Annotated in this window: 14 protein-coding genes; 6 read left to right on the top strand and 8 right to left on the bottom strand. The window is 71.2% G+C overall.

From position 1 onward, the window contains the following. Positions 1–21: 21 nt before the first annotated feature. Positions 22–963 (bottom strand): transporter substrate-binding domain-containing protein, encoded by a 942-nt coding sequence (locus ACW9J6_RS15360; protein WP_457117351.1) that lies wholly within the window; start codon positions 961–963, stop codon positions 22–24. Positions 964–1,355: 392 nt separating this feature from the next. Here ACW9J6_RS15360 and ACW9J6_RS15355 point away from each other — a divergent pair, with 392 nt between their 5' ends. Both ACW9J6_RS15355 and ACW9J6_RS15350 read left to right on the top strand, forming a co-directional pair. Continuing rightward, entirely contained in the window at positions 1,356–2,258 is a 903-nt protein-coding gene (locus ACW9J6_RS15355) for a LysR family transcriptional regulator (RefSeq protein WP_457117350.1), read from the top strand. Between the two features lie 666 nt (positions 2,259–2,924). Beyond that, positions 2,925–5,018, top strand: a complete 2,094-nt coding sequence (locus ACW9J6_RS15350) for a methyl-accepting chemotaxis protein (protein WP_457117349.1) — start codon at positions 2,925–2,927, stop codon at positions 5,016–5,018. Positions 5,019–5,025: 7 nt separating this feature from the next. On the opposite strand, the gene ACW9J6_RS15345 is transcribed toward ACW9J6_RS15350, so the two are convergent. The 5 genes from ACW9J6_RS15345 to ACW9J6_RS15325 all read right to left on the bottom strand — a co-directional run bounded on the left by ACW9J6_RS15345 (position 5,026) and on the right by ACW9J6_RS15325 (position 9,483). Then, entirely contained in the window at positions 5,026–5,481 is a 456-nt protein-coding gene (locus tag ACW9J6_RS15345) for a type II toxin-antitoxin system RatA family toxin (RefSeq protein ID WP_457117348.1), read from the bottom strand. Between the two features lies 1 nt (position 5,482). Continuing rightward, a complete protein-coding gene (lipA, locus tag ACW9J6_RS15340) occupies positions 5,483–6,445 on the bottom strand; it encodes a lipoyl synthase (RefSeq protein ID WP_457117347.1) in 963 nt (320 codons plus the stop codon). Between the two features lie 111 nt (positions 6,446–6,556). Further along, positions 6,557–6,736: a GlsB/YeaQ/YmgE family stress response membrane protein gene (locus ACW9J6_RS15335; RefSeq protein WP_457117346.1), complete on the bottom strand. Its 180-nt coding sequence runs from the start codon at positions 6,734–6,736 to the stop codon at positions 6,557–6,559. A 211-nt stretch (positions 6,737–6,947) separates the two neighbouring features. Further along, positions 6,948–7,988, bottom strand: coding sequence for a sensor histidine kinase (locus ACW9J6_RS15330; protein ID WP_457117345.1), 1,041 nt, complete (start codon positions 7,986–7,988; stop codon positions 6,948–6,950). Continuing rightward, positions 7,975–9,483 carry an ATPase domain-containing protein gene (locus ACW9J6_RS15325; RefSeq protein ID WP_457117344.1) on the bottom strand — a complete coding sequence of 503 codons (1,509 nt, stop codon included), beginning with the start codon at positions 9,481–9,483 and terminating at the stop codon, positions 7,975–7,977. Before ACW9J6_RS15325 ends, ACW9J6_RS15330 begins: the two co-directional genes overlap by 14 nt. Before the next feature lie 259 nt (positions 9,484–9,742). On the opposite strand from ACW9J6_RS15325, the gene ACW9J6_RS15320 reads away from it, so the two are divergent. Together ACW9J6_RS15320 and ACW9J6_RS15315 are read left to right on the top strand one after the other, a co-directional pair. After that, positions 9,743–10,216, top strand: a complete 474-nt coding sequence (locus ACW9J6_RS15320) for a hypothetical protein (RefSeq protein ID WP_457117343.1) — start codon at positions 9,743–9,745, stop codon at positions 10,214–10,216. 112 nt (positions 10,217–10,328) lie between these two features. Continuing rightward, positions 10,329–11,051 (top strand): alpha/beta fold hydrolase, encoded by a 723-nt coding sequence (locus tag ACW9J6_RS15315; RefSeq protein ID WP_457117342.1) that lies wholly within the window; start codon positions 10,329–10,331, stop codon positions 11,049–11,051. Positions 11,052–11,076: 25 nt separating this feature from the next. Here the strand turns inward: ACW9J6_RS15315 and ACW9J6_RS15310 are convergent, their stop codons facing one another. Next, positions 11,077–11,385 carry a hypothetical protein gene (locus tag ACW9J6_RS15310; RefSeq protein WP_457117341.1) on the bottom strand — a complete coding sequence of 103 codons (309 nt, stop codon included), beginning with the start codon at positions 11,383–11,385 and terminating at the stop codon, positions 11,077–11,079. Between the two features lie 204 nt (positions 11,386–11,589). Here ACW9J6_RS15310 and ACW9J6_RS15305 point away from each other — a divergent pair, with 204 nt between their 5' ends. Then, entirely contained in the window at positions 11,590–11,889 is a 300-nt protein-coding gene (locus ACW9J6_RS15305; RefSeq protein WP_457117340.1) for a hypothetical protein, read from the top strand. A gap of 30 nt (positions 11,890–11,919) precedes the next feature. Here ACW9J6_RS15305 and ACW9J6_RS15300 read toward each other — a convergent pair whose 3' ends face one another. Then, positions 11,920–12,219 carry a hypothetical protein gene (locus tag ACW9J6_RS15300; RefSeq protein ID WP_457117339.1) on the bottom strand — a complete coding sequence of 100 codons (300 nt, stop codon included), beginning with the start codon at positions 12,217–12,219 and terminating at the stop codon, positions 11,920–11,922. A 189-nt stretch (positions 12,220–12,408) separates the two neighbouring features. On the opposite strand from ACW9J6_RS15300, the gene ACW9J6_RS15295 reads away from it, so the two are divergent. Beyond that, complete coding sequence (locus ACW9J6_RS15295; protein ID WP_457117338.1) at positions 12,409–13,044, top strand: L,D-transpeptidase; 636 nt, start codon at positions 12,409–12,411, stop codon at positions 13,042–13,044. Positions 13,045–13,149: the final 105 nt, after the last annotated feature.

Here is a 13,149-nt window from a genome sequence, read left to right as displayed (position 1 = left end):
TCGATGAAGCACGCGGGGACCTCACAGGAAGGCGGGGCTGAACAGGAGGCCGCCCCGAGATCGGGGGACGTTCTCGCATCGCGGCGCCCGGAGCGCGGATCGCTCGCCGAGGTTTCTCGCGAAGATTTCGCCGTAATCTCCGAGCTGCGAGACGATGCGGAGCGCGAAATCGGGCTGGAGGCCGAGCGGTCCCGCGGCCAACCGCGTCGCCCGGATGTAGGCGTCGACCGCGCGGTCGCGGGACGCCGCGGCCCATTCCGTCGCGCGGTGTAGCCCGAGCTCCTCCGCCGCGATCAGGGTCCGGGCGACGCAGGCGACAGCCGCATGCCAAGATGGGTCTCGCGTGGAAACTGCTGGAGACATGTACTCGTACGAGACCGCATCATCCAGAATGACGTGCTGATCGGGATCGGGGCACAAAGTTCGCTCGCCATAGAGGAGATAGCGATCAAGGCAGTAGTAATCGCATTGTCCAACAACGTAGGAATCTCGCGCTTCGTCGGGTGTATCGAATTCAAGCACTTCGCAGCCGAGGCCGTTTGTATCGATGTAGCGCAGGAGATTATGCCGCGTTGTCGAGCCCCGGATCGCCGCGATACGGCTGCCGCGGCGAGGAGCCGGCGGCGCATGGACCCGCGTCATCAGGCGCTCGCCGTCGAAGAGGGTCGGATGGGCGAAGGCGATGCCGTGCCCGACTTCCCGCTGAAGCGTGGCGCTCGCGTTGAACAGACCGATGTCGATCATGCCGGCCTGCAGAGCCTGGAAGCGGTCGGCGGCACGCAGCGGGATGAAATCGATCCGGCCCGGATCATCGAACACCGCGATGGCGACGGCGCGGGCGCAATCGACGTCGAAACCTTCCCAGTCGATCGATGCCGGCCCGATCCTCCGGGAGAAGCCCACGAAACCGACGCTGACGCCGGCCCTGAGGGTACCCCGCTTGGCGATCTCGCGGATCCACAACCGAGTGCTCCTTGCTGGATGACGCAGCGAAAGGAGAGTAGGTCGGATCCGCGGGGACGATAATATGCAAACTCGGCAAAGCGATTTTGCGCACTGCTCACAGATTGCCGACCAGCCGCCGGGTGCGCGACACGCGCTCGGCGGTCGGTCAGCGCACGGCACGTGCTCCGGCGGGAGCGGTCCGGCCTCGCGGGGGCCGCGCCGGCCCGCTCGGGAGACCGGACGATGGACGCCCTGGGATCGGCCACGGAGCACCGGCGTGTCCGCGCTCGGTCGGGTTCGCAGAGGTGAGGGCGTGCGCGTCGGCCGGCCGCCGCGGAGCCACGCCACGCGGCCCGCGGGACGAGCCGATCACCGTCCGGGCCCGCGAGCGAAGGGATGCGGACCGTCCCATGCTCGAGAATGCTGACATCCTGAGAGCGGTCCTGATGTTCAGGCAGGTCGTCGTGCAAGGCAGCTTCTCCGGTGCCGCAAGGACCCTCGGCCTGTCACCGTCGGCGGTCAGTCGGCAGATCGGCTTCCTTGAGCGTCACCTGGGTGTGGTGTTGTTCAACAGGACGACGCGCGCGCTCAGCCTGACGGCGGCGGGGGACCTGATCTACGCGTATGCCGGCGATCTCGCCCTCACGGCGGAGACCATGGTGAGCGCGGCGCGGAGCATGGCCGGGACCCCTCGGGGCCGGCTGCGCGTCACGGCGCCCGTGACCCTCGGACGCGTGCTGCTGTCCCCCCTCGTCGTCAGGTTCATCGCGGCGCACCCGGATGTGACCATTGAGGTCGATCTCAGCGACGGGATCGCCGATCTCACGGCCGAAGCGTATGATTTGGCGCTTCGTGTCACGTCAAATCCTCCACAGGAGTATGTTGCGCGGAAGATCGGGCCGCTGAACTACGTGTTCGTGATGGCGGTGGGATCCGGGCCGATGCCGGCGGTTCCGGGCGACCTCCCCGGCCACCACGTCTTCCTCCCCGACGAGATCGGCTGCCGGCACAACGTTCGCCTCGATTCGGACGGGGGATCCGTCGCCGTGCGGATCAACCCGAGATTGGTGATCAACAATTCCGATGCGCTGATCAGCGCCACCGAATCCGGCGGCATCGCTCTCCTTCCAACATTCTCCGTGAACAGCCTCATCGCGGCCGGTCGCCTCAGGCGTGTTCTTCCGCAATGGATCGTGAAACCGAAGAAGGAGGTTGCAATCTACCTGATTTCGGCCCGCAAGACGAGGATATCCCTGCTGGCACGAACGTTCATCGACTTCGTCATGGCCGAGATCGATGCATCCGGGTGGTGACACAACCGGTCATTTTCGACGGGCGGTGATTCCGTTCTCGAAAGCTCGCCGAGCCCAGAATCCGAAACCTCGGGCTTGATATCGGACATTCGAAATGATCGACCGCAGCGTGCCGCATCCGGCGCGAGGGCGAACAGGCTTTGGTGGACATCGCGGGTGGTGCCTCGACGGTGGGCGGGCCGCCTGAGGCGCACGCCCGATCCGGTTGGTCTCGGCCCAGCCGGAGGAGTCCGGCGCCTTTCGGGACGTGAGGGACCGGCGCGATCATCGGGCATCGGATCCCGCCTCGAAAACGGCTCGCGCGCACCGCGCGCATCGGCCCGGAGAAGCGTACCACCGCGTCACCGCAGGATCGGGCGCGGCATGGCGAAGGGCGGGGTCGAACGACCGTGAGATCCTGCCCGGAACAGCCCTCGGTGGCGCCCCGTTTCCGCATTCTCACGGGACCAGGGAAGTTTTATTGCGCAACATATGGGGCCGCGCAGGGCGATATTTCAAACATCTCACCTTTTCTTGCACTATGGTTGCCGCGAATGATGGGAGTTTGTGGATCGAGAAGCGGAGTGCAGCGGTTCCCTTACGGATCATAACGGGTCCATGACAGTCAGTTTATCAAATAATTTACTTGTCTGATCCATGTCGTTCCGCGACGACATGGAGCCATTCGTGACGATCTCGATCCGCTCGCTGCTGCTATCGGCCGGAGGGCTGATGACGGCATTGGTGGTCTGCCTGTGCCTGCGGGCGCTGATCGTGAACCGCGACGCGGACGTCGCCGCGCAATCCGTGGCCGCCTACGCAACGCTCAATCGAGATCTGTTCGCGGCGCTGGTCAATCTGCGCAGCGAGCGCGGCGATTCGGCGGTGGCGCTGACCCTTCCGGACGAGCGCAACGCGGGCAACCTGCGCAGCATCGCGACGCGGCGCGCGGCCGTGGACGAGGCGCTCGGCACCGCCACGGCGATCCTGCGCGGCCTCGACGTGCCGAGCCTGCGCGAGGCGCTCCGGCGGCTCGACGGCGATGCCGCCGCGATGGCGGATCTGCGCAGGATCATCGACGCGGACCTCGCCAAGCCGGTGGCGGGCCGCGACGGAAACCTGCCCGCCCGCGCCCTGGCGACCGGCGGGCGCCTGCTCGACAGCCTGGAGGCCGCCTCCGCCGCCACCGATGCCGAGATCCGGCGTCTCGCCCCCGGCCTCTCGCAGGCGATCCTGCTGCGCGCCATGGCGTGGTCGGCCCGCGCGAATGGCGGCACCCTGGCGGTGACGCTCAACGGCGCGGTCGCGGAGCGGCGACCCCTTCGGGACGCGGAGGCGCGGACCGTTCAGACCATGGAGGCCCGCATGGCCTACGCCTGGGAGGTCGTCCGCGCCGCGGAGGCGGACCTCACGGCTTCCCCGGCCCTGCGCGCCGCCATCGCGCGCGGCGAGGCCGCCTATTTCGCGGATCCGTTCAAGAGCCAGCGGGAGGCGCTGATCCGCAGCGTCTCGACCGGCGGCCTGCCCACCCTGGACATCGACCATTGGCGGGACACGGTCACGCCGGCGCTCAATGCGGTGGCGGCAGTGGCGAGCACGGCCCTCGACGACATCCTGCACACGGCGCAGGCCGAGGCGGATCACGCCCGCCGCGCCTTCCTCGCCTACGCGGCCCTGCTGGGGCTCGCGGTGCTGCTCTGCCTGGGCCTCTGCGGCGCGACCCTGTGGCGCGTCACGCGGCCACTCGGGCACCTCACCGGCGCGATGGTGCGGCTGGCCGAGGGCGACGCGGCCGTGACGGTCCCCGGGATGGGGCGCCGGGACGAGATCGGCGCCATGGCGCAGGCCGTCCAGGTCTTCAAGGACAACCTGATCCGCGCCCGGGCCCTGGAGGCCGAGACCGCCGTCGCCCGGGCGGAGGCCGAGGAGCAGCGCCGCGTGTGGACGCGCCGGACGGCGGACGCCTTCGAGAGCGCGGTCGGCGGCATCGTCGGGGCGGTCACGGCGGCGGCGACGGAGCTGGAGGCGACCGCGCAGGGCATGGCCGGCACCGCGGCGCAGACCGCCTCGCGCTCGACCTCCGTGGCGGCCTCGGCCGGCGAGGCGGCCCGGAACGTCGGCACGGTCGCGACCGCGGCGGAGCAGCTCGACGGCTCGGTGGAGGAGATCGGGCGGCGGGTCGGCGAATCGGCCGAACTCGCCCGGCGGGCCGCCGAGGAGGCCGGCGCGACCGCCACCCTCGTCCAGGACCTCACCGCGGCGGCCGGGACGGTGGGCGAGGTCGTGGCGATGATCCGCGGCATCGCCGGGCAGACGAACCTCCTGGCGCTCAACGCCACGATCGAGGCGGCGCGGGCCGGCGAGGCGGGACGCGGCTTCGCGGTCGTCGCCGCCGAGGTGAAGGCCCTGGCCGACCAGACCGCCAAGGCCACCGAGGAGATCACCGGGCAGGTCGGGCGCATCCAGGGCTCGACCGGCGCGGCCGCTACGGCGATCGCCGGCATCGCGGCGCGGATCCGCGAACTCAGCGGCGTCGCGACCGGCATCGCGGCGGCGGTGCAGGAGCAGGGCGCCGCCACCCGGGAGATCGCCCGCGGCGTTGCCGAGGCCGCCACCGGCACGGGCGCGGTGATGACCACGATCGAGACCGTCGCGGGGGCCGCGGACGAGACCGGGGCGGCGGCCGCGCAGGTGCTGGCCGCGGCCCGCGACCTCTCGCGCCAGTCCGAGACCCTCGGGGCGGAGGTGACCCGCTTCCTGGAGGGGGTGCGGGCCGCCTGAGGGTGGCTCACGCCCGCGCGTAGATCCGGTCCGCCCGGCTCTCGAACGCGTCCGTGAACTTGCGGAAGGCGCGGTCGAACATCTTGCCCATGAGCAGGCCGAGCGCGAGGCTCTTGAACTCGTAGGTGATGTAGAACTCGACCGCGCAGCCCCCGTTCGGCGCCTCCCGGAAGGTCCAGCGGTTCTCCAGGTGGCGGAAGGGGCCGTCGATGTACTCGGCGACGATGCGCCGGTTGGCCCGATCGAGCTGCACCCGGGTGGTGAAGCGCTCGGAGATCGCCTTGTAGCCGACGCTCATCTCGGCGACGAGGATCTCCACCCCGTCCTCGCCCGGCTGGCGGCGCAGCACGCGCAGGCCCTCGCAGAGCGGCAGGAATTCGGGGTAGCGCTCGACGTCGGCGACGAGGGCGAACATGTCGTCCGGGCTATGGCGGACAGTGCGGGTGGTGCGGAAGCTCGGCATGTCAGGCGGTGGCGAGGCGGTCGCGCCGGGCCTGTCGCAGCCGGGCGAAATCCGCTCCCGCATGGTGGGAGGAGCGCGTCAGCGGCGTCGCCGAGACCAGCAGGAAACCCTTGGCGTAGGCCGTGATTTCATAGGCGCGGAACTCGTCCGGCGGCACGAAGCGCAGCACCGGGTGGTGCTTCTTCGTCGGTTGCAGGTACTGGCCGATGGTGAGGAAGTCCACCTCCGCCGAGCGCAGGTCGTCCATCAGCTGGAGCACCTCGTTGCGCTCCTCGCCGAGCCCCACCATGATGCCCGACTTGGTGAACATCTGCGGATCGAGTTCCTTCACCTTCTGGAGGAGCCGCATCGAGTGGAAGTAGCGGGCGCCCGGACGGACCGTCAGGTATTTCGACGGCACCGTCTCGAGGTTGTGGTTGAACACGTCGGGCCGCGCCGCCACGACGATGTCGAGCGCCCCGTCCTTGCGCAGGAAGTCGGGGGTCAGCACCTCGATCGTGGTCGTCGGGCTCGCCGCCCGGATGGCCGCGATCACCGCGGCGAAATGGGCCGCGCCGCCGTCCCGCAGGTCGTCCCGGTCCACGGACGTGATCACCACGTGGGAGAGGCCGAGCCGCGCCACCGCGTCGCCGACCCGGGCCGGCTCGGCGCCGTCGAGGGCCTGCGGCAGGCCTGTGCGCACGTTGCAGAAGGCGCAGGCCCGCGTGCAGGTATCCCCCATGATCATGAAGGTGGCGTGCTTCTTCTCCCAGCACTCGCCGATATTGGGGCAGCCCGCCTCCTCGCAGACCGTGACGAGCCCGTGCTCGCGCACGATCCGGTTGGTCTCGGCCCAGCCCGGTGAGCCCGGCGCCTTGACGCGGATCCAGTCGGGCTTGCGCTGGATCGGCTGGTCGGGCCGGTGCGCCTTCTCCGGGTGGCGCGGGCGGGTGTCGTGGGCGAGGAGATCGAGGACGACGGCCATGGGTGATCCGGGCACGGCGCCCAACCCCCGGGGCGCCGAGATCCCGACTTAAGGACTCGGCGCCCTTTGGGCAAATGGGGCGTGACGCGCCGCCGCGCGGCGGCGCGCGCCTCAATAGGTCGAGCGCTGGCCCCGCACGGCCCGGTAGAGGGTGATCACGATCACGGCGCCGATCGTCGCCGAGATCAGGTTGCGCCAGAAGCCGTAGACCGGGATGTGGAGCTGCGCGGCCAGGACGTTGCCGACCACGCCGCCGATGATGCCGAGCACGATGGTGGCGAGGAGCCCCATGTGGAGGAGGTGAACCTCTCCGCCAGCCAACCCGCCAGCGCCCCGATCACGATCGCCATCAGGACACCGACGCCGGGCTGCCCCAGCGCCCCGTAGACATGACCGTCCATCCGATCCCCCCCGCGTGTTCGTCCGTTGAGGAAGCCGCGCCGCGCGGCCCCGCCCCTCCCTATTCCACGTCCGGGACGTCTGCGCGACGGTCCGGGCAGGTTCAGTATTGCGGAACGGTCCGGGTCTCGACCAGGGGCGCCTCCATCCGGAAGTGGAGGCCGGCCGGGGCGAAGTCGAAGCCGATATCGGCGCCGCACTGCATGGTGAGCACGCGCTGCAGCAGGGTCGAGCCGAAGCCCCGGCGGGTCGGCGCGCGGGTCGGCGGTCCGCCCCGCTCGGTCCAGTCGAGGCGCAGGCGCCGGATGCCCTCGCGGGCCTCGACGCCCCAGCGCACGGCGATGCGGCCCTCCGGGACCGAGAGCGCCCCGTGCTTGGCCGCATTGGTGGTGAGCTCGTGGATCGCCATGCCGGTCGGCACCGCGAGATCCGCCGTGAGGTCGACCGGGGGGCCGTCCAGCGCGATGCGCCGCCCCTCCGGGTCGTTGTAGGGGCCGAGTTCGTTCTCCAGCATCTCCTGGAGCGAGGCCATCTGCCAGTAATCGTCGGTGAGCAGGTTGTGGGTCTTGGCGAGCGAGATCACCCGGGCCGAGAAGCTCTGGTAGAACTCGTCGACGCCGGTGGCCGAGCGGGCCGAGGCGCCGAGGAGCGCCTGGACGGTGGCGAGCGTGTTCTTCACCCGGTGGTGCAGTTCGCGGATCAGCAGGGTCTGGCGCTCGGCGGTCTGCTGGCGCTCGCGGAGGAAGGAGGCGGTCTCCCGCTGGCGCCGCCGCGCCCGCACGGCGAAGCGCGCCGCGGTGACGAGCGTCGCCGGGTGGAAGGGCCGCTCCAGCAGCGTGACGTTGCCGAGCGCCTCCATCAGCCGCGCATCGGGCGGCGTGCCGCGCAGGGTCAGGAGCACGAACGGGTAGTCCGACCAGGGCTCCTGGCCGGCGATCCGGGCCGCGAGCTCCCGCCGGTCGGCGTCCCGCAGCGCCTCCTCGGTCACGACCGCGCAGCTCCCCTCCTCCAGCTGCGCGACGAGGTCGGGCAGGCCGGTGCAGAGCCGCGTCGTCAGCCCGCCTTCGGTGAGGATCTGGCGGGCCACGACCGCGTCGCGGCCCCTGGGGGCGAGGATCAGGACCGGCGGATCACTCTCTATCATCACCGTCCCGATCGGCCATGAGGCGGCCGACATCCCCCTCGTAGGTCGGAATGCCCGTGAGCACGCCCCGGAAGGCGGAGAGCGGGGCGCCCACCCGCAAACCGCCGCTCTCGATGCGAAGTTCCCGGATCGCGGATTCGTGCGGTCCGACCCGTTTCTTCACCACCGAGATCGCCCGTCGCAAGGCTCCGACCGCCTCGAAGAACCGGAACAGCACGATCGTGTCGCTGAGATAGGTGAGATCGACCGAGGCCGACATCTGGCCGACCAGCCCGTGCTGGGCCAGGACCAGCAGGGTCGTGACGCCCTGCTGGTTCAGGTAGGTCAGGATCTCGTGCATCTGGAGTTGCAGGTACTGCTCCTCCGGCATGGCGTTGTGGTAGCCGGTGAGCGAATCGATCAGCACGACGCGGGCATCGTCCCCCTCGACCGCCTCGCGGACGATGGCGGCGAGTTCGCCCGGCGAGACCTCGGCCGGATCGATCTGCTCGATCCGCAGCAGGCCCGACTGGCAGAAGGGCTCGATGTCCATGCCGAGGCCGCGCGCCCGGCGCTTGAGCACGCTCGACACCTCGTCGAAGCTCAGGATCAGGGCGCGCTCGCCCCGCGCCAGCGCGCTCACCACGAAGGCCAGCGCGGTGGAGGACTTGCCGACCCCGGAGGGCCCCAGCAGCATCGTGCTGGTACCCCGGTCGAGCCCGCCGCCGAGCAGCGCGTCGAAGGACGGCAGGCCGCTCGTCAGCCGCTCCTCCGGGAACGGGTGGCCGTGCTCGGCCGCCACCAGCCGCGGGAAGACCGTGACGCCGCCCCGGCGGATGACGAAGTCGTGGAAGCCGCCCCGAAAGGCCGTCGCCCGCATCTTGATCACCCGCAGCCGCCGCCGCTCCCCGCCGTAGAGGGGCGCGAGCTGCTCCAGCCGCAGCACCGCGTGGCAGAGGCTGTGCAGGTTGAGGTCGTCCTGCTCGGAGGTGATGTCGTCGAGGAGGAGCGCGGTCGTGTCGTGGATGAGGAGGTAGCTGCGCAGGGCCAGCACCTGCCGCCGGAAGCGCAGCGAGCCCTGCGAGAGCAGTCGGATCTCCGACAGGCTGTCGAGCACCACCCGCTGAGGCTTGATGCGGTCGATCTCGGCGATCGCCATCCGGATCGTCTCGCCGAGTTCGAGGTCCGAGGAATGGACGAGGCTCTGCTGCTGGGACGGGTCGAGCGAGAGTTCCGGCGGCACGAGCTCGAAGATCTCGATCCCGTCGAGAGCCCAGCCGTGCTGGTCGGCGACGTTCAGGAGTTCGCGGCGGCTCTCCGAGAGGGTGATGTAGAGGCAGGTCTCCCCGGCCCGGGCCCCCTCCCTCAGGAATTGCAGGGCGAGCGTGGTCTTGCCCGAGCCCGGCCGGCCCTCGATCAGGTGCGCGCGGTTGGCCGCGTAGCCCCCGCCCAGGATGGTGTCCAGGCCGGGAACGCCGCTGGCGATCCGGGTCGCGTCGTCGGGAGATGCATGCATGGAGGGCCTTCGAGAACCTGCCGCCGTCCCTAGCAGATGCCGCGGACGGGTGCACGCCCGCGGCGGCATGCCGGATCCCACTCTGCTGGAAGAATTGACAGAATCACGTCCGGTATTGGTCAAGGATGACGCATCCGGATCAGGCCGCCCTGTGCGTTATCTCACATCTTTCCCATCGAGCGGGCCGTAATTTTCGACAAGACGCCGATCGCAGGCGACGCAGAACACTGTCGCGCTTGCCCGTGACAAGGGGCGACCCATGCACCATGCTTGGCCGCACCGTCATTGCGACGGATCGATCCATTACACGCATTGCTGCGCCGAGGTGGCGGATGCGCCGGCGGTGGTGGCGCGGGTGTTACCCGGGCCGCAGGCCGGATCCCGGCTGCACGCGACGGCCGGGGCCGCACTGGCGGCCCTGGGGCTCGCGACCCTGGCCTTCTGGATGACGATGCTGAGCGCGCCGCCGGTCTCGCGGGCGGCGCTTCCCGCGCGGGCCGACCTGTGCGGCACGGCCGGCCACGGCGTGCGCGTGGCGATGGCGGCCGAGGTCGCGCGGCGCGCCCGCGTCGGGTCCGCCCCGGGCCAGGCGGCGTTCAACCAGCTGCTCCTGTGGACGCAGGCGGCGGAGACGGCCTGCGCGGCGGGCCGCACCGCCGAGGCGCAACGCGCCTTCGCGTCCCTCGAACGCCTGCTCGCCGCCCGCGCCGTGCCCGCGACCGAGGAGGAGTGATCCGCCAGCGCACCGCCCGGCGCGACGCGGGTTCGGCGGTGAACCACCCCGCTTGTGCCCGCCCCGCCTCCGCGCTTGAATCGCGGGGTCGGGTCGAGGCCGGGAGGGGCATGTGGCCGAGGAGATGACCTTCGTTCTGGTGCACGGGGCGTGGCACGGGGGCTGGTGCTGGCGGCGCGTGGCGGACCGCCTGCGCGCGGCGGGGCACCGCGTCCTCGCCCCGACCTGCACGGGCCTCGGCGAGCGGGCCCACCTCCTGTCCCGCGCCATCACCCTCGACACCTTCGTGCAGGACGTGGCGGGCGTGCTCGTCGCGGAGGAACTCCAGGACGTCGTGCTCGTCGGCCATTCCTTCGGCGGCCTCGCGATCAGCGGCGTCGCCGACGCCGCGCCCGAGCGGATCCGGCACCTCGTCTATCTCGACGCGCTGCTGGTGGAGCCCGGCCGGGCACCGTTCGACATCCTGTCCCCCGAGACGGTGGCGGCGCGGCGCCGGGCCGCCGCGCCGAGCGGGGGCGTGAGCCTGCCCGCCCCGCCGCCGGAGGCCTTCGGGGTGTTCGATCCCGCCGACGCGGCCTGGCTCGCCCGAAGGCTGACGCCGCACCCGTTGGGCACCTACGAGAGCCCCCTCACCCTGCGCCATCCGCTCGGGAACGGGTTGCCGCGCACCTACGTCGATTGCAACAGCCCCCGCTACCCGACCCTCGACGGCGTCAAGGCGTGGATTCGCCAGCAACCCGGCTGGAACTGGGCCGTGCTCGAGACCGGACACGACGCCATGGTGAGCGACCCCGAGGCGACGGCGCGCCTGCTCGTCGCCCTGGCGGGGGGCTGAGCGGGCACGGCCGGGGGATCCCCTCTCAGCCGCCCTGGCCGGCGGCGCGGTGGGCCGCGAGGGTGACCACCTCGGCGCTCGGCGGCGTCGCGGGCTTGTCGGGATGCATCATGAAGATCACCGGGCTGCGCGGCGTGTAGCCGGGATTGCCGCGCAGGTTGAGCAGCGGCTGCAGCTCGATCGCCGCCAAGTCCGTCATGGTGGCGTCGCGCCAGACGTGACCCGGCGACGACGTGCGCCCGAAGGGCCACCAGCCCGGGCGCACCGCCTCGACCTGCAGCACCAGCTTGCCGGTCAGGGTTCTGCGGAAATTGAACCGACCCGTGATCGCCATGGCCGAGCCTCCAGCGGACGAGCCTAGGGCCCCTCCCTCACCACAACCCTAAAGACACGCTTCCGGTTCACGGAAGTCCAGCACGACCGGCGGGGACGCTTGGCCGCAAGACGGCCGCGACCCCGCCCGATTGCCCCGGCGCGCCATCCGTGCTCTGTCGCCCGAGACGGCGACCGCGCGCGAATCGGCCACAGGGAGACGCACATGCAGCAGAAGCTGGCCTTCGGGGTCTTCCTCGTCATGGGGGTCACCAACCTGCTGGCGGTCCAGGCCGGGTTGATCCAGGTCCTGGGCCTGCCCTGGATCGTGGCCTTCCTGCTGGCGATCCCGGTCTTCTATCTGCGCTACCTCGGCTCCGTCGCCGGGATCCTCGGCGCCGTGGTGGGCTGGCACTGGTCCCTGCCCGCCGCGATCGCGGTCTTCACCTGGCCGGTGCTCCTGGCGGCGATCCTGTACGGCCGGACCGCCCTCGCCGCGCTTCTGGCACCGCGGCGCGCCGCCTGAGCGGCGCCGCGCCGCATCCGCGGCCGGTGGTCAGGCGACGTCGCGCCGCCCGGTCTCCTCGGCTGCCGGCGCCTCCGCGCGGCCCCGGGCGGCGGCCTCGCGGAGGGAGGCCACCATCGCGTCCGTCTGGGCGTCGATGTCGGCCTGGATGTCGACGCCGTCCTGTGCGGCGGCCGGGCCGCGCAGAAGGGCCAGGGCGACGCCCGCCGCCAGGGCGGCGGCGCTGCCGCCGAACGGAACCGCGGCCAGCGCCCAGCCGACACCGTGCGGATGGACCAGGGCTGCCGTCACGATGCCGCCGCCGAGGGCGGCTGCGATGAGAACGAACACGAGAGGCTCTCCTTCGGAGACCGCAAGGTGCCACAGGGAACGGCGGCCGCGGCGACCTTGCCGCGCCATGGTTAGGAACCCCTGAATCGCCCGGCCCGAACGAGGGCGCCGGACTCGGCCCTGCGCGGGCCGCATGGAACGGGCTCGGACCCGAAACCTTAGCATCGCGGCCACTCCAGAAGGTCAGCCATGCGCCCGCACCGCCCTCTCCTGCCCGCCCTGCTCTCCGGCCTCGTCTCGGTCCTGGCCGCCTGCCCCGCCCTGGCCGACGTGACGATCCGGGTCGACAAGGCCGATCAGCGCATGGTGGTGAGCGTGGACGGACGGGAGCGCTACGTCTGGCCGGTCTCCACCGGCCTGCCGAGCCATGAGACGCCGAGCGGCTCGTTCCGGCCCTTCCGCATGGAGGCGACCCATTTCTCGAAGGAGTGGGACGACGCGCCGATGCCCTATTCCATCTTCTTCACCCAGGCCGGCCACGCCATCCATGGGTCCGGCCATGTCCGCCAGATCGGCCGGCCGGCCTCGCATGGCTGCGTCCGCCTGCGGGTGAGGAATGCCGCGACGCTGTTCGCCCTCGTCCGCCGCGAGGGGCTCGCCCACACCCACGTGGTCATCGAGGGCGGCGGCAGCGGCCTCGTCGCGGCCCGGCCGGGGCACGGGGCGCGCCTCGCCCGCCGCCCGGCCGAGATCGAGGACGCAGCCGACCTGCCCGAGGCCTGGGAGCGGGGCTCCTGGTCGGGCGGCGCCGGGCGCGCGGTCCGGTTCGATCCGTATCGTCCCTCGGGCGGACCCGTCGGCGCGGAATTCTGGTCGGAGGAGTAGGCTGGCACCGCCGCCCATGCACGACACGCATGCCCGACAGTTGGAATGTGGTATACCAACGCGATGGTGCGGTGCCATAATGGGTGCATCGCACAACGTTCCTCG

Source organism: Methylobacterium sp. JK268 (genome assembly GCF_054052225.1).
This window is presented reverse-complemented; position numbering and strand designations above follow the sequence as displayed.

What these genes read in the sequence shown, in the direction of transcription:
- ACW9J6_RS15355 (WP_457117350.1), top strand. Translation starts at nt 1,356, where the DNA reads ATGCTCGAGAATGCTGACATCCTGAGAGCGGTCCTGATGTTCAGGCAG.
- ACW9J6_RS15345 (WP_457117348.1), bottom strand. Translation starts at nt 5,481, where the DNA reads ATGCCGAGCTTCCGCACCACCCGCACTGTCCGCCATAGCCCGGACGAC.
- lipA (WP_457117347.1), bottom strand. Translation starts at nt 6,445, where the DNA reads ATGGCCGTCGTCCTCGATCTCCTCGCCCACGACACCCGCCCGCGCCAC.
- ACW9J6_RS15335 (WP_457117346.1), bottom strand. Translation starts at nt 6,736, where the DNA reads ATGGGGCTCCTCGCCACCATCGTGCTCGGCATCATCGGCGGCGTGGTC.
- ACW9J6_RS15330 (WP_457117345.1), bottom strand. Translation starts at nt 7,988, where the DNA reads ATGATAGAGAGTGATCCGCCGGTCCTGATCCTCGCCCCCAGGGGCCGC.
- ACW9J6_RS15325 (WP_457117344.1), bottom strand. Translation starts at nt 9,483, where the DNA reads ATGCATGCATCTCCCGACGACGCGACCCGGATCGCCAGCGGCGTTCCC.
- ACW9J6_RS15320 (WP_457117343.1), top strand. Translation starts at nt 9,743, where the DNA reads ATGCACCATGCTTGGCCGCACCGTCATTGCGACGGATCGATCCATTAC.
- ACW9J6_RS15310 (WP_457117341.1), bottom strand. Translation starts at nt 11,385, where the DNA reads ATGGCGATCACGGGTCGGTTCAATTTCCGCAGAACCCTGACCGGCAAG.
- ACW9J6_RS15305 (WP_457117340.1), top strand. Translation starts at nt 11,590, where the DNA reads ATGCAGCAGAAGCTGGCCTTCGGGGTCTTCCTCGTCATGGGGGTCACC.
- ACW9J6_RS15295 (WP_457117338.1), top strand. Translation starts at nt 12,409, where the DNA reads ATGCGCCCGCACCGCCCTCTCCTGCCCGCCCTGCTCTCCGGCCTCGTC.